General features: G+C 75.6%; 16 protein-coding genes. 9 read left to right on the top strand and 7 right to left on the bottom strand.

All coding sequences use genetic code 11. From position 1 onward, the window contains the following. Positions 1-62 precede the first annotated feature (62 nt). A complete protein-coding gene (locus D0Z06_RS11685) occupies positions 63-1,370 on the top strand; it encodes a glutamate mutase L (protein WP_117377547.1) in 1,308 nt (435 codons plus the stop codon). Here the strand turns inward: D0Z06_RS11685 and D0Z06_RS11680 are convergent. Both D0Z06_RS11680 and D0Z06_RS11675 read right to left on the bottom strand, forming a co-directional pair. Then, complete coding sequence (locus D0Z06_RS11680) at positions 1,321-2,886, bottom strand: PH domain-containing protein (RefSeq protein ID WP_233517613.1); 1,566 nt, start codon at positions 2,884-2,886, stop codon at positions 1,321-1,323. The genes D0Z06_RS11685 and D0Z06_RS11680 overlap by 50 nt on opposite strands. A 100-nt stretch (positions 2,887-2,986) precedes the next feature. After that, entirely contained in the window at positions 2,987-3,499 is a 513-nt protein-coding gene (locus tag D0Z06_RS11675) for a PH domain-containing protein (protein WP_117377546.1), read from the bottom strand. 85 nt (positions 3,500-3,584) lie between these two features. Between D0Z06_RS11675 and D0Z06_RS11670 the strand changes: the two genes are divergently transcribed. Further along, on the top strand, positions 3,585-3,914 hold the full coding sequence (locus D0Z06_RS11670; protein ID WP_233517620.1) for a rhodanese-like domain-containing protein: 330 nt from the start codon (positions 3,585-3,587) through the stop codon (positions 3,912-3,914). A 244-nt stretch (positions 3,915-4,158) separates the two neighbouring features. Next, the gene (locus D0Z06_RS11665) at positions 4,159-5,727 is read left to right on the top strand and encodes a glycosyltransferase family 39 protein (RefSeq protein WP_117377545.1); all 1,569 of its coding nucleotides are present in this window, start codon (positions 4,159-4,161) and stop codon (positions 5,725-5,727) included. Between the two features lie 76 nt (positions 5,728-5,803). Here D0Z06_RS11665 and D0Z06_RS11660 read toward each other — a convergent pair whose 3' ends face one another. Beyond that, a complete protein-coding gene (locus D0Z06_RS11660; protein WP_158579959.1) occupies positions 5,804-6,964 on the bottom strand; it encodes a glycosyl hydrolase family 8 in 1,161 nt (386 codons plus the stop codon). A gap of 503 nt (positions 6,965-7,467) precedes the next feature. On the opposite strand from D0Z06_RS11660, the gene D0Z06_RS11655 reads away from it, so the two are divergent. Genes D0Z06_RS11655 through D0Z06_RS11630 form a run of 6 tightly spaced genes read left to right on the top strand, consistent with a single transcriptional unit; the run spans position 7,468 to position 14,790 of the window. After that, on the top strand, positions 7,468-7,977 hold the full coding sequence (locus D0Z06_RS11655; RefSeq protein WP_117377543.1) for a GtrA family protein: 510 nt from the start codon (positions 7,468-7,470) through the stop codon (positions 7,975-7,977). Positions 7,978-8,030: 53 nt separating this feature from the next. Beyond that, the gene (locus tag D0Z06_RS11650; protein WP_158579958.1) at positions 8,031-8,762 is read left to right on the top strand and encodes a dolichyl-phosphate beta-glucosyltransferase; all 732 of its coding nucleotides are present in this window, start codon (positions 8,031-8,033) and stop codon (positions 8,760-8,762) included. Further along, on the top strand, positions 8,759-10,258 hold the full coding sequence (locus D0Z06_RS11645) for a glycosyltransferase family 4 protein (RefSeq protein ID WP_158579957.1): 1,500 nt from the start codon (positions 8,759-8,761) through the stop codon (positions 10,256-10,258). Before D0Z06_RS11650 ends, D0Z06_RS11645 begins: the two co-directional genes overlap by 4 nt. Next, the gene (locus D0Z06_RS11640; protein WP_117377540.1) at positions 10,248-11,549 is read left to right on the top strand and encodes a glycosyl hydrolase family 8; all 1,302 of its coding nucleotides are present in this window, start codon (positions 10,248-10,250) and stop codon (positions 11,547-11,549) included. The genes D0Z06_RS11645 and D0Z06_RS11640 overlap by 11 nt, the downstream gene beginning before the upstream one ends. Before the next feature lie 7 nt (positions 11,550-11,556). After that, a complete protein-coding gene (locus D0Z06_RS11635; protein ID WP_117377539.1) occupies positions 11,557-13,188 on the top strand; it encodes a glycosyltransferase family 2 protein in 1,632 nt (543 codons plus the stop codon). 18 nt (positions 13,189-13,206) lie between these two features. Then, complete coding sequence (locus tag D0Z06_RS11630; protein ID WP_117377538.1) at positions 13,207-14,790, top strand: glycosyltransferase family 39 protein; 1,584 nt, start codon at positions 13,207-13,209, stop codon at positions 14,788-14,790. Positions 14,791-14,793: 3 nt separating this feature from the next. On the opposite strand, the gene D0Z06_RS11625 is transcribed toward D0Z06_RS11630, so the two are convergent. The 4 genes from D0Z06_RS11625 to D0Z06_RS11610 form a co-directional block, all read right to left on the bottom strand. Beyond that, positions 14,794-15,726, bottom strand: a complete 933-nt coding sequence (locus D0Z06_RS11625; protein WP_158579956.1) for a glycoside hydrolase family 6 protein — start codon at positions 15,724-15,726, stop codon at positions 14,794-14,796. Positions 15,727-16,190: 464 nt separating this feature from the next. Beyond that, positions 16,191-17,804, bottom strand: coding sequence for a long-chain fatty acid--CoA ligase (locus tag D0Z06_RS11620; RefSeq protein WP_117377536.1), 1,614 nt, complete (start codon positions 17,802-17,804; stop codon positions 16,191-16,193). Positions 17,805-17,836: 32 nt separating this feature from the next. Next, complete coding sequence (locus tag D0Z06_RS11615; RefSeq protein ID WP_199522259.1) at positions 17,837-18,529, bottom strand: DNA alkylation repair protein; 693 nt, start codon at positions 18,527-18,529, stop codon at positions 17,837-17,839. Next, the gene (locus tag D0Z06_RS11610; protein ID WP_117377535.1) at positions 18,529-19,737 is read right to left on the bottom strand and encodes a cytochrome P450; all 1,209 of its coding nucleotides are present in this window, start codon (positions 19,735-19,737) and stop codon (positions 18,529-18,531) included. The genes D0Z06_RS11615 and D0Z06_RS11610 overlap by 1 nt, the downstream gene beginning before the upstream one ends. Between the last annotated feature and the right edge of the window lie 44 nt (positions 19,738-19,781).

Below are 19,781 nucleotides of genomic sequence, written 5' to 3'. Positions count from 1 at the left end.
TCACCCATCGTCCGCCCCGCTACCCGGGCCGGAGATCAGCACACCCCGTCTAGGGTGCTCCGGTGACCGGGGTGGCGTGCGTCGACATCGGGTCGACCTGGACCAAGGCGGCGCTCGTGGACGTGCCGGGCGGCCGGCTGCTGGCCACCGCGCAGGCGCCGACGACCCTCGACGACGTCGTGGCCGGGGTGCTGTCGGCGACCGCGGGCTGGGACGCGCCGGTGCTCGCCTGCTCGAGCGCCGGGGGCGGCCTGCGGCTGGCGGTCGTCGGCTACGAGGAGCTCATCAGCGCCGAGGCCGGGCACCGCGCGGCTCTCTCCGCCGGTGCCCGGGTGGTGCACGTGGCCGCCGGCCGGCTCGACCGGGCGGTGCTGGCCCGGCTGCGCGCGGCCGCCCCGGACGTCGTCCTCCTGGTCGGTGGCACCGACGGCGGGGAGGCCTCGGTGCTGCGGCACAACGCGGCCGCGCTGGCCGCCCTCCGGTGGCCGGTCCCGGTGGTGCTGGCCGGCAACGCCGCGGTCCGGGAGGAGGTGGCGGCCACGCTGGCCGGTGGCGGTGTGCCGGTGACCGTGGCCGGCAACGTGCTGCCCGACATCGGCCGGCTCGAGCCGGCCTCGGCGCGGGCGGCGATCCGGGCGGTGTTCCTCCGGCACGTCATCGGCGGCGACCGCCTCTCCACCGACCCCCGGCTGGCGGGCTGGGTCCGCACGGTGACCCCGGACGCCGTGCTCGCCGGGGTCACCGAGCTCGCCGCGGCGCGCTCGGGCCGGCCGGCGCCGGGGGTGGTCGTGGTGGACGTGGGCGGGGCGACCACCGACGTCCACTGCGTGCCCGACCCCGACGCCGAGCAGGCCGCGCTCGGCCGCGAGGCGGTCGGCGTCCCGGCCGCGCGGCGCACGGTGGAGGGTGACCTGGGCGTGGCCTCGAGCGCCGGTGCGCTGCGCGCGGCGGCGGCCGCCGAGGACGTGCCGCTCGGCGGTGACGCGCCGCTGGACCTCGGCGCCGCGGCGGTCACGGTCGCGCTGCGCCGGCACCTGCGCGGGGAGGCCGCGTACGGCCCCGGCGGGGCCGGGGTGCGCACCTGCGGTCTCGTCGTGCTCTCCGGCGGGGTGTTCCGGCACGCCTCCGGGTCGGCGCTCGCGGACGCCGTGGCCCGGGTGGCCGCCGACCGCGGGGGCGCCGGGGCGGTGCTCGAGGGCGCCGCGCTGGTCGTCGACCGGCGCTACGTCCTCGCCGCGGCGGGCCTGCTGGCCGGGGAGCACCCCGGGGCCGCGGCCGGCCTGCTCGCCGACCTCGGCGAGGAGGTCGGCGGCGCGGGGGTCAGCGGGGCGCCAGGGCACCCGCCCACGGTCCCGAGGCCGCCGCGGTGAAGTCCGGGACCTCGCCGGCGGCCATGTCCACCGCCGCGTAGCCGCCGCTGCCGGCCCCGACGCACGCGGTCACCGTGGCCAGCCCGGCCCGTCGCTGGAACGGGCTCTGCCGGACCTGCCACCCCACGACCGCCCGGCGCTCGAGGACCGCCTGCTCGCGGACCAGCCACCCGCTGCGGACGGCGAGGCTGCGCGGCCCCACGGCGTGCCCCAGCGCGGCGTAGCGGCCCAGCCCGATCGGGACGCCGAGCAGGGTGAGCGCGATCCCGGCGGCCAGCGGCACCCACCAGCCGAGCGCGGCGAGGGCCACGGCCCCGAGCGCGGTGAGGGCCAGCCCGGTGCCCAGGGCGCGCGCCAGCCGGCGGCGGCGCGCGGCCGGGGGGTGCCGCCGCAGCTCCCCCGGGTCGTCGACCAGCCGGCCGAGCAGCGCGGCGGCCTCGGTCCGCGGGCCCAGCGGCAGCAGCTGCCCGCGCCGGCCGGCCTGCCCGAGCCCGGTGACCAGGGCGGTGACCCGGGCCGCCCGCACCCACCGCATGCCCAGGCCCTCGCTGAGCGTCCCGCCGCGGATCCGGTCGATCTCCAGCTCGGTCTGCCGCCGGGTGACCAGCCCGCGCTCGGCGACCAGCGAGCCACCCCGGCGCACCAGCCGGAACCGCCAGTTCACCAGCGCGGCGCCCACCACCGCGGCCGCGGCCAGCAGCACGAGCCCGGCGACCGCCCCGACGACGAGCACGAGCGCGCGGACCTCGCCGAGGTCGGGGCCGGGGATGTCCGGGCGCAGGGCCCGGGGCAGCTCGTCGAGGAAGCGGAACAGCGCGCCGAGGGCGGCCAGCGGCACGACGAGGTAGCTGCCCACCAGGGGGGCGTACAGCAGCCAGCGGGTGTCGAGGCGGGCCACCACCTCCTCCGGCGGCGGGCCCGGCGCGGGCACCCCGGGGGCGGGCGCGGCGCCGTCGGGCCGGCGGGCCAGCAGGTGGGCGCGCAGCCGGTCGCCCTCGGCGGGGGTCACGCCGTCGACGAGCAGCTCCTCGGCGTCCGTGCCGACCGCGCCGGCCGCCGCGTCGACCCGCACCCGCACCAGCCCGAGCAGGCAGTGCAGCAGCGGCGTCTCCACCTCGACACCGCGGATCCGGTCGTTGGGCACGGTGCGGACCGAGCGGGTGAGCAGGCCGCGGGTGACCACCGTCGACGTCGGCCCGTCGAGGTAGGAGAAGCGCCACCAGGAGAGCCCGGCCGCGGCCAGCGACAGCGCCGTGATGACGGCGGCGAGCAGGACGACCGTGCCCATCCCGTCGAAGCCGGTCACGGCGGCCACCGGGATGAGGGCCGGCACCAGCTGGCGGGCCTGCCGGAAGGTGATCGTGTGCGCCAGGACGACCCGCGGGGACGTCCGGCGGGCTGCGCCGTCCGCGGGCCCGGCGGTCCCCGGTGCGTCGTCCGCGGGCCCGGCGGCCACGGGTGCGTCGTCCGCGGGCCCGGCGGCCACGGGTGCGTCGTCCGCGGGCCCGGCGGCCACGGGTGCGTCGTCCGCGGGCCTGGTGGCCCCCGGGGCGCCGTCCGCCGGCGCGCCGTCCCCGCTCCGTGCCCCGCCGAGGCCGCTCACGTGCCCCCGCCGCTCACGTCGCCTCGTCGCGGACGGCCTCCGCGCGGAGGGCGAGGTCCTCGGCCACCCGCTGGGCCACGTCGTGCTCCAGGTGCCAGATGCGCACCGTGCCCTGGCTGGACGCGGTGAGGACGGCGACGGTCGCCAGGCCGAAGAGCTGCTGGAGCACCCCGCGGGTGACGTCGACGGTCTGGATGCGGGAGATCGGCACCAGGGTCCAGGTCTGGCTGAGCCAGCCGGTGCGGGTGAACACCGCCTCGCCGGTGACCTCCCACCGGTACACCCGGTGCTTGAACCACGGCCGGATGCCGATCGCGACCACCGCGTACACGGCGAACCCGACGGGGACCAGCCAGCGCAGCAGCGGCAGCGGCGTGCCCGGCTCGGGCGGGACGAACAGCAGGAACGCGACGACGGCCACTCCCAGGAACAGCGCGCTGATCACGCTCTCGGTCACCCAGAGGCCGATGGCCGAGCGCGGCAGGGACCACGCCGGGTCGCGGGCGGGCGCGGAGGCGGTGCTCATCACCCCCATCCTCCCCCGGCGCCGGAGGCCGGAGCGGCAGCGCCCCGGCGGCCGCCGCCGGGGCGCTGGCACCATGGGCCGGGTGATGCCCCAGCAGGTCCCGACCGTGCCCGCCGCCGAGGTCCCCGAGGACGCCGTCGTCCTCGACGTCCGCGAGGACGACGAGTGGGTGCACGGCCACATCGACGGTGCGACGCACGTCCCCATGGGCCAGGTGCCGGCGCGGCTCGACGACCTGCCCGAGGGCGACCCGGTGCACGTCGTGTGCCGCAGCGGTGGCCGCTCGGCGCGGGTCGCGGCGTGGCTGAACGCCAACGGCTTCGACGCCGTCAACGTCGCCGGCGGCATGGGGGAGTGGGAGGCGGCCGGCCGGCCACTGGTGAGCGAGACCGGCCAGGCCCCCTTCGTCCGCTGAGGTGGCGTGGATCCGTCGGCGTGACGTCGGCGTGACGTCGACGGACCCACTCCGCCCGGCCACCGGGAGGGTCGCTCGACACGCAGGGGACGGCGTGCCCCGCGGCGGGATCTCCGAGATCACGACGGGAGGCGTTCCCGGTGCGCCTACCGTGGTGGCGGTCGCTGCCCTCCGCCCACGGGGGGCGCCCGTCTGCGCGGCGCACCGTCGCACCGGCGTTCCACCGTGACCTCGGGGACCCACCATGAGCTCAGCGAACGAGCGTTCGACGACCACCGCACCGCCGCGTGCCGGCGCGACGGGCGCCTCCGCCGTCGACACCGCCGAGACCTCCTCGCGTTCGCCACGCCCCGCTCCCCGGCGGCTCCTGGGCCACCTGCCCCTCGCCGCCGTCCTGCTGCTCCAGGCGGTCATGGGCCTCCGCCTCGGCAACTCGGCGTTCCAGGACGAGGCGCTGTACCTCTACTACGGCCACCTGGCGCTCGACTCCTGGCTGCACGGCGCCGAGACGTACGGCAACCCCGCCGCCTGGTTCACCGGGGCCCCGCAGCTCTACCCCGTGCTCGCCGCGGTGCTGGACGGCGTCGGCGGTCTGGAGCTGGCGCGGCTGTTCTCGACGCTGTGCATGCTCAGCGCGACGATCGCGGTCTACCGGACGGCCAACACCCTCTTCGCGCGGCCGGGGGAGGTGCGCGTCGGCGTCTTCGCGGCCCTGGTGTTCGCCGTCAGCGGCCCCGTCCTCGTCCTCACCCGCTTCGCCACGTTCGACGCGCCGTCCTACGCCGCCGTCGCCTGGGCCCTCGCGATCGGTGTGCGGGTGGCCCGGGGGGAGCGGGAGCGCGACCGGTGGTGGGCGGCGCTGGTCGGCGGGCTGCTCGCGCTGGCCGTGCTGCTCAAGTACGCCTCGGCGATCGACGCGCCGTTCGTCCTGCTGGCCATCGCCGCCAGCACCCTCGACGACCCCGCCCGGCGCTGGAGGGGCCTGCGGACGAGCCTCGTCGCGGGGTCGACGGCGCTGGCCGTCCTGGCGCTCAGCGCCCTCACCTGGGCGCGACCGCTGCTGGAGGGCGTGGTCGACAGCACCATCCTGCGCCAGAGCCTCGCGCCGGAGACCACGGCGCAGCTGCTCGGGAGGGTCGTCGGCGACGCCGGCCCGGTGATCGCCCTCGGCCTGCTGGGCGGCCTGCTGCTGCTGCGCCGCCGTCCCGCGCTCGGCGCGGTCCTCCTGGTCGCGAGCGTCGCGGCACCCCTCTACCAGGTGCACACGGGCGAGTCGGTCTCCCTGCACAAGACCGTGGTCCTCGGCCTGGTCTTCGCGGCCCCGCTGGCCGGGCACCTGTGCGTGGTGCTGGTGGAGCGCTGGTGGGGTACCCCGCTCGTCGCCGTCGCGCTGCTGGGCTCGCTGCTCCACGGCGCGTCGGTGTCGGAGCGGATCTTCACCAGCTGGCCGGACACCACGCCCCTGGCCAGGGCGCTCACGCCGATCGTCGAGGCCGCGCCGGGGGTGCGGATCGCCGGGGAGAACCCGGAGCCGCTGCAGTACGCGCTGCGGGAGCAGACCCTGCCGCTGCAGTGGGTGGCCACCTACCCCGGCGCGTTCGAGTACCAGGGCCTGTCCGACCTGCCCGCCTTCGAGCGAGCGCTCGCGGACCGGTACCTGGGGGTGGTGTTCCTCGACGGCGCGTCGGAGATCGGCCGGCAGCTCGAGCCCCGGATGGCCGGCCTCGGGTACACGCGCACGGCGGTCGTCCGCACCCCGGACGGAGGGCACGAGTGGGGGATCTGGCAGCCCTCCGGCGACCCGGCCGGCTGACCCCGACGGGTGCACGTCGCCACGGGTGCCCGTCGCCCGGCCACCGGTCCCGTCCCCGCCGTCCCGGGCGCGGTCCTCACCGCGCCAGCGGGGCGGGCGGGCACCCCCCGAGCACGTCGTCGGTGAGCAGGAAACGTCCCAGCGCGGCCCACGCCGCGCCGTAGTAGCTGGGGTCCGTCTGCACGAGGTGGTCGGCGTCCACCAGTTCCTCGGCCGCGCGCGCGGTGTCCCCGGCCGCGGCCACCGCCGCCGCCTGGCCGGCGGCCGCGACCACCGACTCGCCCTGGGTGACCGGTGAGCCGCCCAGGTCGAGCTCCGCGACGTCGCCGCCGCGGTCCAGGGGGACGAGCATGTCGGCGGCCAGCGCCCGGTCGGCCGGGTCGCAGGACTCGGCGAAGCGGATCGGCGTCCGGGCGGCGTCGTAGCCGTACCGGACGTCCACGCCCCGGCCCATCGCGCCGGGCATCGCCTCGACGGTGCCGTCGGCGCGGACCTGCGCCCAGTCCGGCGGCAGCGGCGCCTGCTCCAGCAGCGAGCCCGTGACCGCCCGGCTGCCCGCCGTCAGCTCGGCCCAGCGGGGGTCGCCGGAGGCCGCTCCGAGCAGCGCGGTCGCCCCCGGTGAGGCGTAGCTCGGGTTGTAGGCGTAGGGCTCGCTCGTCGCCCACTGGCCGGCGAGCAGGATCCGGCCGGCGCCGGTCTGCACCGTCTCCAGGTCGAGCACCGCCCGGCCGAGGTCCAGCCCCGCGGTCGTGTACCGCGGTTCCCCGAACCGCTCGCCGGCGAGGACGAGTGCGCGGGCGGCGTCGAGATCGGCGTCCGCGGCGGCCGACGCGTCGACGACCCCGCCCTCCGCCCAGCGCCAGCTGAGCAGCCCGTCGGGGCGCTGCAGGTTGTCGCGGGCCCAGGTCCAGGCGGACTCGAAGGTCGCCGCATCCCCGAGGGCCACCGCGACGAGCATGGCGTAGGCCTGGCCCTCGCTGACGGTGTCCCCGCCCTGGTCGGTGCGCACCACCCGGCCGTCGTCGTCGACGTACCCGTCCAGGAAGGCCCGCCCGGCCTCGTCGGCCGTGTAGGTGCGCAGCTCCGGCGCCGGGGGCGCGGAGCCGGTCGACGGACCCGCAGCGGTGCCCGGCGGGGCGTCGCCGGCCGGGTCGCCGTCCGGGTCGGCCAGCAGGGCGGCGAGCAGCACCGCGAGGACGCCGACGGACAGCAGGGCGGTGATCAGGCGCTTGCTCAACACAGGACCTCTCGACGGTTCCCGACGGACGGCGACGACGGCCCGGGGAGCAGGGCTCCGCCGACAGGGCGGGCGCCGTGGGGACCGTGGCTCGCACCGGCCGGCGTCCGGGTCCGCGGCCACGCCGGGTGCCCGGCCGGCGGGACCGGCGCCGGCCCGGCACCTGGGGCGCACGGTACGTGCCCTCCGGCGGCAGCTCCGTTACCGGATCGTTATGCGAGTTGCCGGTGGCGGGCGCGGTGCAGGCGGCTGACCAGCGTGGACGCCATCCCGGCGGTCGTCCCGGGCGCGGCATCCTCTCGCCCTGTTCACCCCCGCGACACCCTTCGACCGGCGATTCGGTCACGCCCCGTGGGTGAGTCGCTGCCGGTCGCGCAACGGGCCGGGAGGCCGGAACGGGACCGCCTGAATCCCCGTACGGTGACGCCCGTACCACGGGGGTGCTCAAAATCCGGCGTGCTCCTGGCCTACCTGTCTGTGTCGGCCTGCTCAGGAGACGTCCCATGCTGCCTGCCCTCTGGCGTGCCCACTCCGCACGGTTCGCCGTCGTCGGCCTGACCGTCACGGCGCTGCACCTCGCGGTCTTCGTGCTCGTGTCCCCGTGGTCGGTGCCCGAGGTCGCCAACGTCGCCGCCTTCCTCACCGCGACGCAGGTCAACTTCGCGCTCAGCTACCTCTGGACCTGGTCGTCGCGCCGTCCCGTCGGCCGGGAGACCGCCGGTCACGTCGTCCGCCGCGCGGTCCTGTTCAACGGCTCGGCGCTCGTCGGGTTCTGCGTCAACGCGGCGGTGTTCTCGACGGCCTACCGGGTCGCCGGTATGCCGCCGCTGCACAGCGCCGTCGTCGCGACCGCCGCCAGCGCGGCCGCGAACTTCACGCTCAGCTCCCGGGTGGTCTTCACCCGCCGGCCGGTCCGCGACGTCGCGGACGCCGCAAGCCCCCTGGAGGCCGCGCCTGCGGACCTCCGCACCCCGCTGCCCGCCGAATCGGCCACGGGCCGGGGTCGCGCATGAGGCCCGAGCCAGCCGGCCTCCTTCTCCCCTGTTCCTGGAAGGTGCCACACCCAGTGCATCCGTCGACGCCCGATCTCGACATCGTCGTCCCCGTCTACAACGAGGAGGCCCGGCTCGGGGCGACGCTGCGCGCCCTGACCGCGCACACCGCCACCCTGCCCCTGAACGCCCGGGTCACCGTGGTCGACAACGGCTCGGTCGACCGCTCCGCCGAGGTGGTCGACGAGGTGGCGGCCCGCGCCCCGGAGAACACGGCGCTGCGCCTCATCGGGTGCGCGCGCCAGGGCAAGGGGGCGGCGGTGCGCCGCGGCATCCTGGCGGGCACGGCGACCTGGCGGGGCTTCTGCGATGCGGACCTGTCCACCCCTCCGCAGGTCCTGACCGAGGTCCTCGCCCACCTCCGGGAGGGGCGGCCCGTCGTCATCGGCTCGCGGCGCGCCCCCGGCGCGAGCTACGCCGTCCGCCAGCCCCTGGTCCGGCGGCTCGGCTCCTCCACCTTCCGGACGTTGACCCGGCCCCTCGTCGGCCAGGTCGCCGACACCCAGTGCGGCTTCAAGTTCTTCACGGCCGAGGCGGCCGAGGCGATCTTCCGCCGCGTGCGCGCCGCCGGCTTCGCCTTCGACGTCGAGGTGCTCGCCGTGGCCGCCCGGCTCGGCATGCCGGTCGTCGAGGTGCCGGTCCGGTGGACCGACCAGGCCGGCTCGTCCTTCCACGTGTGGAGCCACGGCCGGCGGGTCGTCTCCGAGGTCGCCGCCGTGCGCGCGGCCCTCGGGAGGATGTCGTGAGGCGCGCAGCACGCGGCTCCGCCGTGGTCGTCCTGAACTGGCGGGACCGGCGGCACCCGGCGGCCGGCGGCGCCGAGCTCTACTGCCAGCGCGTCGCCCGCGAGCTGGCCGGGCGCGGGCGCTCGGTCGTCCTCGTGACGAGCCGCCCGGCCGGCACCGCGGCGCGGGAGAGCCTCGACGGCTACTCCGTCCGGCGGATGGGCAGCTGGTGGAGCGTCTACCCGCTGGCCCTGCTGTGGCTGGTGCGCCACCGCTCGTCGATCGGCCAGGTCGTCGACTCGCAGAACGGCATCCCCTTCTTCAGCCCCCTGGTCGTCGGGCGCCGCACGCCGGTGGTCCTGCTGGTGCACCACGTCCACCAGGACCGCTTCGCCCGCGCGCTGCACCCGCTGGCCGCGCGGCTGGCGCGGTGGCTCGAGGGCCCTGCGAGCCGTCGCGCGTACCGGCACCGGACCGTGGTCGTCCTCTCCCCGTCGGCGCGGACGCAGGTCCGGCGGCGGTTGCGCTTCGACGGTGCGATCAGCGTCGTGCCCACCGGCGCGGACACGTTCGGCGTGCGCAGCGAGCGCTCGGCCACACCCCGGGTCGTCGTGGTCGGGCGCCTGGCGGCGGACAAGCGCCTCGGGTCGCTGGTCGACGCGATGGCCGAGGTCCAGCGCCGGTTGCCCGACGCCGAGCTGCACCTCGTCGGCGAGGGGCCGGTGCGCCGGGAGCTGGAGCAGCGGGTCGAGGCGGCCGGGGCACGGGTGGTCTTCCACGGCCACCTGCCCGACACCGAGCGGGACGCGCTCCTCGGCACCGCCTGGCTGACCGTCAGCGCCTCCGACGGCGGGGACTGGGCCGTGTCGCTGGTCGAGGCCAACGCCGCCGGTGTCCCCGCGGTCGCCCGGCGGGTCAGCGGGCTCCGGGACACCGTCCGCCACGGCGAGACCGGGTGGCTCGTCGACGGCCCGGGCGACGGGCTCGCCGAGGTCATCACCCGGGCGCTCCTCACCCTCGCCGACCCGGTGGTCGCCGGGGTGGTCGGTGCGCGGGCACGGGCGTGGGCCGCCCGCTTCACCTGGGCGCGGACGGCGGACGGCGTGCAGCAGGCGCTCGACGCCGAGCAGGTGCGCCTCGAGCGGCGGTTGCGCGGCGAGCGCGAGCGGCGGACGGGCAACGACCTGGTCGTCGTGCTCAGCGCTGCCCGGTCCGCGCTGCCCGCGGACTGGCCGTCCTCGCGACGCGCCGGTGACGTCTGGGTCTCCGACGGCACCACCGTGCGCGCGCTCCTCGCCGGCGCGGACGAGGGGGACGTCGAGGCCGTCCTCGCCCGGCTGGGCATCCGCCGGGACGACCCGTCGATCAGCGTGCTCGTCGCGCGGCACGCCGACCTCCTCGGCGGCCGGCACCTGCTCGACGAACCGGGGGTGGAGCTGGTGGAGGTGGCCGGGCACCCGACCGCTGCGCTCGGGAACCAGCGACCCGACGGACGAGGGCGCCGGCATGCGGCGTGACGAGAGGGTCGTCCCGGACGTGCTCCCGGACGACCGGTCCCCCGTGCAGGGCCTGGGTGCCGGACGCCGGCGGCGGCGCCGCCGGGCGCGGCGCCGCCGCATCATCGCCGCTGCGGCCGCGATCGCCGTGGTGCTGGCCGTCGCGGGTGGCGTGCGCCTCGCGGACGACGTCCAGCGGGCCGCCGCGGTGATCGCGGCCGACCGGCCGATGGTCGCCTCCGACAAGACGGTGCTGGCCGACCTGTGGCGGGTCTACGCGGAGACCCACCTGGAGCCGGGCACCTCTCGCACCCTGGACCTGCAGGACGGTGCGGTGACCACGTCCGAGGGCCAGGGCTGGACGATGCTGCGCGCCGCCTGGATGGACGACCAGCAGACCTTCGCCGCGAGCTGGCAGTGGGCGAAGGACATCCTGCAGCGGGACGACGCGCTGCTGGCCTCGCGGTTCGGCCGGCTGCCCGACGGCTCGTACGACGTCCTCGACCAGACCTCTGCGACCGGCGCCGACACCGACGTCGCCTTCGCGCTGCTGATGGCCTACTCGCGCTGGCAGGAGGACGACTACCTCTACGACGCGCTCCCGCTCATCGAGGCCCTCTGGGAGCGGTCCGTGATCGAGGTCGGCGGCCGGCCGGTGCTGGCGGCCGACGACCGGCAGCGCGCCGAGGAGCAGGTGCTGGTCAACCCGTCGTCCCTCGCGCCCTACGCCTACCGCGTCTTCGCGCGGGTGGACCCGGAGCACGACTGGGCCGGCCTGGTGGACAGCTCCTACGCCCTGCTGGAGCAGCTCGCCGGCCAGCCGCTGGACGCCGGCCGGGCGGCCGGCCTCCCGCCGAACTGGGTCCGCCTGGACCGCCGCACGGGGCAGTTCGGCGCCGCGGGCGGCGACCTGACCACGCGGTTCGGCCACGAGGCCCTGCGCCTGCCGTGGCGGCTGGCTCTGGACCACGCCTGGCACGGGGACGAGCGCCCCCTCCGGCTGCTCGAGGGTCAGGCTGCGCTGGCCACCAGGTGGACCGAGGAGGACCGGCTCGTGGCGGCCTACCGCCGGGACGGGACGCCGGCCGCCGACCGCGAGTCCCCGGCCCTCTACGGCGGCGCGATGGGCTTCTTCAGCACCGTCCGGCCCGATCTCGCCGACGAGATCCACGCCGAGGAGCTGCTACCGCTCTACGACCCGGACACCAAGGACCTGACCGAGCCGCTCGGCCTCCACGACTCCACCTGGGTGTGGTTCGGGATGGCGTTCCACCTGGACGAGCTGCCCGACCTGACCGTCACCGAGGAGTGACCGCACCGTGAACCCCACCCCCGTCGCGGCCTCCCGTCCCGACACCCGCACCTTCCTGCAGTACGTCCCGAACCGCGGGTTCCTCGTCGCCAACGTCGTGCTCGCGATCGTCTACACGCTGGTCATCGCCTTCGCGTTCGAGCACGGCAACCGGGTCCTGCTGGCGGCCCTGCTGGCGACCGAGGCGTTCCACCTGGCCCAGATCATCGGCTACTGCTGGACCGTGTGGCGGCGCGACACGGCCCGCGCCTTCGCCCCCGGCTTCGACGCCCCGGTCGACGTCTTCATCACCGTCTGCGGCGAGCCGGTCGACATCGTGCGGGAGACGGCGAGGGCCGCGCAGGCCATGACCTACCCCCGGCCCTTCACGGTGCACCTGCTCAACGACGGGCTGGTCGCCGGCAAGGAGAACTGGCGGGAGATCGAGGAGCTGGCCGACGAGCTGGGCGTCACCTGCATCACCCGGGTGACGCCGGGCGGGGCGAAGGCGGGCAACATCAACCACGCCCTCAGCTGCACCAGCAGCCCGTACTTCGTCGTCTTCGACGCCGACCACGTGCCGCACCCGGACTTCCTCGTCGAGGTCATGGGCTACTTCGTCGACGAGCGGATGGGTTTCGTCCAGACGCCGCAGTTCTACGCCAACCAGGACCAGAACCGGGTCACGCGGGTGGCCTGGGACCAGCAGACGCTGTTCTTCGGCCCGATCATGTCGGGCAAGAGCCGGCTGGACTCGGCGTTCATGTGCGGCACCAACATGGCCGTGCGGCGCAGCGCGATCGCGGACGCCGGGGGCATGTGCGAGTTCAACATCGCCGAGGACTTCCTCACCTCGCTGTTCATGCACGAGCGGGGGTGGAGGAGCGTCTACGTGCCCAAGGTCCTCGCCGAGGGCCTCGCGCCCGACGACTTCCTCAACTACTACAAGCAGCAGTTCCGCTGGACGCGCGGCAGCCTCGAGGTGATCTTCAAGTACAACCCGCTGGTGCGGCGGGGCCTGAGCTGGCGGCAGAAGCTGCAGTACCTGCTCTCGGCCAGCTACTACCTCTCCGGTTCGGTCATCCTGCTCGACGCGGTGCTGCCGATCATCTACCTGCTCACGGGGGAGACCCCGATCGTGACGGCGACGATGACCCTCGCGCTGGTCTTCGTGCCCTACATGTGGATCAACCTGTACGTCCTGCAGCGGACCAGCAACTTCACGTACAGCTACCAGGCCATCGCCTTCTCGCTGAGCGCGTGGTGGCTGCAGATCACGGCGATGGCCGCGGTGCTGGCCAACCGCAAGACGTCCTTCGCCGTCACCAGCAAGGCGACCCACGACGGTGCCCGGCCCAACTTCCTGCGCCTGGTGGTGCCCCAGCTGACCTACGCGGCCGTGGCGGCGCTGGCGCTGGCGGTCGGGCTCGCGCGGGAGGGGGCCAGCGCCTCGCTGGTGGCCAACGTCGCCTGGCTCTCCGTGCACCTGGCGATCGCCGTCCCGTTCGTCGTGGCGGCCTCCCCCTCCCGCGGGCCCCGGCGCGCACCGCTCGTCCAGGCCCCGGCCCCCGCCCTGCCGGCTGCGGCCGCGGGTGACCGGGCGACGGCGCACCCCACCCCCCCGTCGATCGAGCCGGCCCTCCAGCCGGCGCACGACTGAGCCGCCGCGAGGAGCGCCGTGCCCACCGATCTCCTGCCCGCCCCGCCGTCACCGGCCGCGGGCCCACGCCCCCGCAACCGCCGGGAGCCACGCCTCGTCGCCCCCCGGAGGGCCGGGGACCCCGTCGTCGTGGTGCTCGTCCACCTGCTGTGCCTCGGCCTCGTCGTGCTGGGGGCCCGCATCGAGTTCCTCCGCAACTCGATCCGGCTCGACGAGGCGCAGAGCCTCTGGCAGACCAACCACAGCTACGACGACCTCCTGCGGATCATCGCCGAGGACGTCCACGTCCCCCTCTACCACCTGCTGCTGCGCACGTGGCGCCTCGTGCTCGGCCCGGAGATCGAGACGGCGCGGCTGCTGTCCCTGGTCTTCCTCCTCGCCGCCGTCCCGGTCTTCTACCTGGTCGCACGGCAGGTCCTGAGCAGGCCGTGGGCGCTGTTCGCCCTCGTCGTGTTCAGCTGCGCACCCCTGCTGCACTGGTACGGCAGCGAGGCGCGGATGTACTCGATGCTGGTCCTCGTCACCCTGGTCAGCCAGTACTTCTTCCTGACCCTGGTCCGCACGGACCGGACCGCCCCGTGGATCGGCTACGCCGCCACCGCCGTCGTCGGCGTCTACGTGCACTACTTCTTCGTCTTCGTCCTGGTGGCGCAGGGGCTGTTCCTGCTGGCGATGTGGTCGCGCCTGCCCCGTCGGGCCCTCGTGCGCATGGCCGGGGCCGCCGTGCTCGTGGGGCTCGCGTTCCTGCCGTGGTTCCTCTACTTCCGGGCCAACGGGTCCGCGTCGGGCACCCGACCCAACCTCCCGAAGCCCTCGTCGGTCGACTACTCGAACGTCTACTCCCAGTTCCTCGTCGGCTTCCAGAGCGACGCCATCAACACGACCGTGCTGCAGATGTGGCCGCTCCTCGTGCTCGCCGCGCTGGCCAGCGTCCGGGTCGGTGCCAGGCTCGACCGGGCGACGGGCTACCTGGTCGTGGCCGCCTTCGTGCCGGTGCTGATGGCGTTCGTGGTCAGCCACCTGGTGACGCCGTTCTTCCTCTCCCGGTACATGATCGCGGCGCTGCCGGCGTTCCTGCTGCTGCTGGTGAAGTTCGCCAGCAGCCTCAGCCGGCCGGTGGCCCAGGGGCTGGCGGCCGCCCTGCTCGCCGGCGCGGTGCTCGGCACCGTCGTGCAGGCGGCGAACCCCGAGACCCCGGTCGCGGAGGACTACCGCACCGCAGCGGAGCTGGTCGAGGACGACGCCACGCCGCAGGACCTCGTGGTGCTCAGCTCGCCCTTCACCGTGTACCCGTTCGAGTACTACTACGACGGCACCGCCCGGGTCACCACCCTGCCCGAGTGGGACCGGGAGGGCGGGATCCCGGCGTTCGACCCGGCCCGGCTGCCCGAGGACGTGGCCTCCCTCGCGGCCGGGCACCAGTACGTGCACCTGCTGCTCAGCTACGACCAGGGCTACGAGGAGGAGGTCTTCCAGTACTTCGAGGGCACCTTCGAGCGGACCGCCTCCTACAGCCCGTCGCCGGGGATGCAGCTGCTCGTGTACCGCGTCGGCTACAGCGAGCTGCCGCCGGCGGGCGAGCTCGAGGACTTCGGGGGGTGACCGCTAGACCGCCGCGCGCATGAGCGCGACCGCGTACGAGGGCCAGAAGGTGCCGGCCGCCGGACCGCCGTTGCAGGTGCCGTCCGACTCGCCCGGCGTCTTCACCCACAGGTAGGCGTCGACCCGGAGCTGCCCGGTGGAGCTCGTCGGTCGCTGCCCGACCGCCCGGCCCGCGGGGTTGCACCAGTCGCTGCCGGGGCCGTTGCCGTTGCGGCTGGTGTCGACCACGAAGTGGACGCCGCCCAGGAGGGCCGAGACCTGCCCGCCGTAGGTCACGTTGCTCGCCGTCGTCTGGAAGTTCGAGACGTTCAGCGCGAACCCGTCCGCGCCGCGCACGCCGGCCGTCCGCAGCCGCTCGGCCATCGTCACGGCGTCGACCCAGTTCGAGTGCCCGGCATCCAGGTAGGTGTGCGTGCCGGGGTTGCGCTCCAGCGCGTCGACGGCCGACCGCAGCATCCCGAGCCGCTCGGCCTGGTCGCCGCAGAGCTGGGCCAGCGCGTCCGGCTCGACCACCACGACCGCCTCCGCGGTCCCGATGCCGTCCGCGACCGCCTGCACCCACTGCAGGTAGGCCGCAGGGGAGTCCACGCCGCCCGCGGAGTACCCGCCGCAGTCGCGGCCCGGGATGTTGTAGGCCACGAAGACCGGCACGCGCCCGGCCGCGCGGGCGTCGCCCACCACCTGGCGGACGGTCGACGCGACGTCCCCGCTCCACGACCCCAGCCACGTCGCCGTGGGGATCTGCGCCAGCTCGCGCAGCAGTGCGGCGTCCTCGGGGCTGGTGCCCGGCTGCGCCGCGGCACGGGCAGCGCCGGGGTTCGAGCCGTGGAAGGTGTCCCCGGCCAGCGGGTTGTCCGTCGGGGTGGCCGGGGCGGCGGCCGGGGTGGGCGGGACGGTGGTCGGGGTGGGTGCCGGGAGCACCGGGGCGCTCGGCACGCTGGAACTCGACGCACCGGACGGGGAACCGGGCGTCGCGGCGGTGTCCGCGGGAGCCCGGGCGGTCGTGGCCGTCCCGCGCGACGGGGGCCTGCTCGCCACCGGGCGGGAGCGCGCCGGGGCCGGAGCCGCCGTGGTCGTGGGCGCGGGCCGGACCTTCCGCACCTGCTCGAGGGCGGGCTCTGCGGAGGGGGACGCCTCGGGGACCAGGAGTGCCGGCGTGACCAGACCTGCGCCGATCACCACCGCAGCGAGGCCCGAGGCCCACAGCCGGCGCGGAGCCCGCTCGGCCCGGTGCCTGGTGAGGGAGGTGGCCGACGCCGGCCCGATGGTGCTCACGAACGGACGGTAACCACATCATTGCTGCAAGTCACCAGTGATGAACGCTCGTGCCACTCCAGCACCAGCGGTCGATGAGCGGAGTGCCCCGGGCGAGGTCTTCTCGCACGGGGCACTCCGCCCGGCTACGAGGTGGGGTACTCGGCGAAGCGGCTGCGCAGGTCCTTCTTGGAGAACTTGCCGACGCTGGTCTTGGGGACCTCGTCGATGAACTCCACGGCGTCGGGCAGCCACCACTTGGCGACCTTCGGCTTGAGGAAGTCCAGCACCTCGTCCTCCGTCATCGTCTCGCCCTCCTTGACGACGACGCAGGCCAGCGGGCGCTCGTCCCACTTCGGGTGCGGGATGCCGACGACCGCGGCCTCCTTCACCTTCGGGTGGCTCATCAGCACGTTCTCGAGGTCGACGGAGCTGATCCACTCACCGCCGGACTTGATGAGGTCCTTGGTGCGGTCGGCGATCCGGATCGAGCCGAAGGAGTCCATCGCGGCGACGTCCCCGGTGCGCATCCAGCCGTCGTCGGTCGTCAGCGTCACGCCGGCGTCCGGGTTGTAGTAGTCCTGCGCGCACCACGGCCCGCGCACCTGCAACTCGCCGGTGGCCTTGTCGTCCCACGGCTGCGGCTCGAGCGTCTCGGCGTCGACGATGCGCGCCTCGACGCCGAGGAACGGGATGCCGGCGCGGGCGCGCTGGTCGGCCTTGGCGGCGTCGTCGAGGTCGTCGAAGCGCGGCGGCAGGATCCCCGAGGAGGCGACCGGGTGGGTCTCGGTCATGCCCCACGCCTGCAGGATCGGCAGGCCGACCTGCTCGCGGTAGGCCTCGCTGAGCGCCTTGGGCACCGCCGAGCCGCCGCAGCCGATGTCGCGCAGCTTGTGCGGCCGGCCCGCCAGGTGCGGCAGCACGCCCTGCCAGATGGTCGGGACGCCGGCGGTGAAGGTGACACCCTCCTCGACGATCAGGTCGGCGAGCGCCTGCGGCTGCATCATCGCCCCGGGCATGACCAGCGAGGCCCCCCCGGCGGGCGCGGCCTGGGCGATGCCCCAGGCGTTGGCGTGGAACATCGGCACCACCGGCATGGCGACGTCCCGGATCCCCAGCCCGAAGGCGTTGGGCATGAGCACGCCCATCGTGTGCAGGAACGTCGAGCGGTGCGAGTACACGACACCCTTCGGGTTGCCGGTGGTGCCGCTCGTGTAGCACATCGAGGCCGCGCGCCACTCGTCGTCGACGTGGAAGTCGACCGGCGAGGCCTCGGCCAGCAGCGCCTCGTAGTCGAGCACCCGCGGGTCGTCGGGGATCTCGTTGTCCCCGCCGTCGTCCATGACCACGACCTGCCGGACCGTCTTCATGGTGTCGATGAGCGGCCACAGCAGCGGCAGCACGCTGCGGTCGACGAAGACGACCTCGTCCTCGGCGTGGTTGGCGATGTAGGTGAGCTGCTCCGGGAACAGCCGGATGTTGAGCGTGTGCAGCACCCGCCCGCTGCTCGGGGCGGCGAAGTACAGCTCCAGGTGCCGCTGGCTGTTCCAGCCGAAGGTCGCCACCCGCCCGTCGGCGCTGATGCCGAGGGCGTCGAGCACGCCGCCCAGCCGGCGGGTCCGCTCGGCCCACTCGGCGTAGGTCACCCGGGTCACCCCGTTCGGGCCGGCGGTGGCGATCGTGCCGTCGCCGTAGTGCTGCTCGACGTGCCGGAAGATCGCATCGATGGTCAGGGGGTAGTCCTGCATCAGGCCACGCATGGCGCGATCGTGCCAGTGACCTGCCCCACGATCTACCGGTGAGCACCCCGGCCCCCCGCGACCGGCCGGCGGGGCGGCCGTTCCAGCTCGCGCAGGGCGTCCGCGCCCACCCAGCGCGCCCCCCGCCCGCCGGACCGCAGCCCCTGCGCCGTCGCGACGGCGCGGGCGCGCAGGCCGGGGCTGCGCTTGCCCACCTGCCGCAGCGCCCAGCTGGCGCCCTTCCGCACGAGCGGCCGGTCGTCGTCGGCCCGCTCGGCGACCGCGCGCAGGAACGGCTCGAAGCGGTCGTCGTCCGACCCCCGGTCGGCCACCGCGAGCCCGGCCATGACGGCGAACCCGGCCCGCTTGACGAACGGCTCGGGCCGCGCGCTCCACTCCAGCGCCTTCGCCCAGGCGTGCGGGGTGCGCCGCACCAGGTTCTGGCAGACCTGGTCGCACAGGTCCCACGAGTCGAACGCGGCGGCCCACGCGTCGAGCTGCCGGCCGTCGACCGCGGCCGGGTCCTCGACCATGCCCGCGAGGATCCGGGCCTCGTGGACGCCGGAGTCCCACAGGGCGGCGGCCAGGTCGTGCGAGCGGCCCAGCTCCCGCGCCAGCCCGCGCAGCTCGGCGACCGTCACGCCGAGCACGTCGGCGCCGCCGATGCCGTACCGGGCCATCCCCGCCCGCCGCGCCGGGTCGGCCAGCGCGCGCAGCCGGGCGAGCACCGCGGCGGGGTCGGCCACTACCGCGCCAGGACGACGGGCAGCTCGGCCAGGCCGCGGATGACGAACTCCGGGCGCCGGCGCGGGGGTGCGGCCGGCTCCAGCCGCGTGGTGCGCGCCAGCAGCGCCCCGAACGAGGTCTGCAGCTCGACCCGGGCCAGCGGCGCCCCGATGCAGAAGTGCACGCCCGCGCCGAAGGAGATGTGCGGGTTGTCCGCGCGGCCGACGTCCAGGGCGCCCGGGTCGGCGAAGACCGCGGGGTCGCGGTTGGCCGCGCCGAGCAGGGCCGCGACCTTCTGCCCCTCGCGCACGGTCACCCCGGCGAGCTCGACGTCGGCGGTGGCGGTGCGCTCGAACAGCTGCAGCGGGGAGTCGAAGCGCAGGAGCTCCTCGACCGCCGTGGGCAGCAGCGCCGGGTCGGCGCGCAGCCGCGCCAGCTGGTCGGGGTGCTCCAGCAGGGCCAGCAGCCCGTTGCCGCTCACGTTCACCGTCGCCTCGTGGCCGGCGTTGAGCAGCAGGATGCAGGTGGTGACCAGCTCGTCCTCGGTCAGCCGGTCGCCCTCGGCGTCGCGCACGGCCACCAGGGAGCTGACCAGGTCGTCGCCGGGGGCCGCCCGGCGCTCGGCGGCGAGCTCCCGCAGGTAGGCGACGAACTCCGCCGCGGCGCGCTCGGCGGCGTCCTCGACGGCCGTCGTCCGGCCGTACTCGTACATCTTCACGATGGCGTTGGACCACGGCCGCAGCAGCGGCCGGTCGGCCTCCGGGACGCCGAGCAGCTCGGCGATCACCGCCACCGGCAGCTGCTCGGCCATGCCGGAGAGGACGTCGACCGGCTCGCTGCCGGCCGAGCGCTCGACCAGGCCGTCGACCAGCTCGCGGGCGAGGTCCTCGACCCACGGCCGGAGCCGCTCGACGTGCCCCCGGGCGAAGGCCGCGCTGACCAGGCGGCGCAGCCGGGTGTGGTCCGGTGGCTCCATCTCCAGCAGCGCGTTGCGGTGGATCAGGTTGAACTGCCCGAACCGCTCGGCGGGGACCCGGTCCCGCCAGATGCGCCCGAGCCGGCGGTCCCGCAGCACCGCGTTGCTCTCGGCGTGGGTGAACGCCAGCCACAGGCCGAGCCCCTCGTGCCACTGCACCGGCGCCTGCTCCCGCGCCCGGGCGAACGCCGGGTAGGGGTCGGCGACGACGGCTGGGTCGGAGAGGTCCAGCGGGACGGCGGGGGCGGCCACGTCCCCGGAGGCTACGACGGGACCCCGCGGGGCACCCACCTACC

Origin of the sequence: Geodermatophilus marinus, from assembly GCF_003428645.1 — a bacterium.
Taxonomy (GTDB): domain Bacteria; phylum Actinomycetota; class Actinomycetes; order Mycobacteriales; family Geodermatophilaceae; genus Geodermatophilus.
This window is presented reverse-complemented; position numbering and strand designations above follow the sequence as displayed.

Excerpts from the sequence above, each read along its gene's own strand:
- D0Z06_RS11675 (WP_117377546.1), bottom strand. The coding sequence starts at position 3,499 with ATGAGCACCGCCTCCGCGCCCGCCCGCGACCCGGCGTGGTCCCTGCCG.
- D0Z06_RS11670 (WP_233517620.1), top strand. The coding sequence starts at position 3,585 with ATGCCCCAGCAGGTCCCGACCGTGCCCGCCGCCGAGGTCCCCGAGGAC.
- D0Z06_RS11665 (WP_117377545.1), top strand. The coding sequence starts at position 4,159 with ATGAGCTCAGCGAACGAGCGTTCGACGACCACCGCACCGCCGCGTGCC.
- D0Z06_RS11655 (WP_117377543.1), top strand. The coding sequence starts at position 7,468 with ATGCTGCCTGCCCTCTGGCGTGCCCACTCCGCACGGTTCGCCGTCGTC.
- D0Z06_RS11640 (WP_117377540.1), top strand. The coding sequence starts at position 10,248 with ATGCGGCGTGACGAGAGGGTCGTCCCGGACGTGCTCCCGGACGACCGG.
- D0Z06_RS11620 (WP_117377536.1), bottom strand. The coding sequence starts at position 17,804 with ATGCGTGGCCTGATGCAGGACTACCCCCTGACCATCGATGCGATCTTC.